Genomic DNA, 465 nt, shown 5'->3' on the forward strand with positions numbered 1-465 from the left:
GTCTATACACACAATGATACGGATCATGTACACAACCATATTGTGATTAATGCTATTGATCTTGAGACAGGGAAAAAATTTAACAACAATAAACAAACCTTACGTGATTTAAGAGATTTTAATGATGAGGTGTGTCGAGAACATGGTTTAAGCGTGCCAGAAAAAGATACAGCACGCTTACGTTATACGCAAACGGAAAAAGCGATTGCTGACCCTAATACGAAATCAACAGCCCAATATTCATGGAAAGATGAGATTAGAGAGGCGATAGACCAATCACAAGCAACGAATATGGATGAATTCAAAGACCATTTAAAGCAATATGGCATTACGATTGAACGTGTTACCCCCAAAAGCATTACCTATCGGCATTTAGCTGAAAATAAAAAAGTACGCGGGCGTAAATTGGGCGAAGATTACAATAAAGGAGGCATCCAACATGGCTTTGAAAGACAAATACAACAA

1 protein-coding gene is annotated in these 465 nt (G+C 37.6%); it reads left to right on the forward strand.

What is annotated here, in order from left to right; genetic code table 11:
* On the forward strand, nucleotides 1-465 hold a 465-nt coding region (locus AC1DRP_RS36870), incomplete at both ends, for a relaxase/mobilization nuclease domain-containing protein (RefSeq protein WP_476771182.1).

The organism is Allobosea sp. 01N443 (assembly GCF_056399325.1).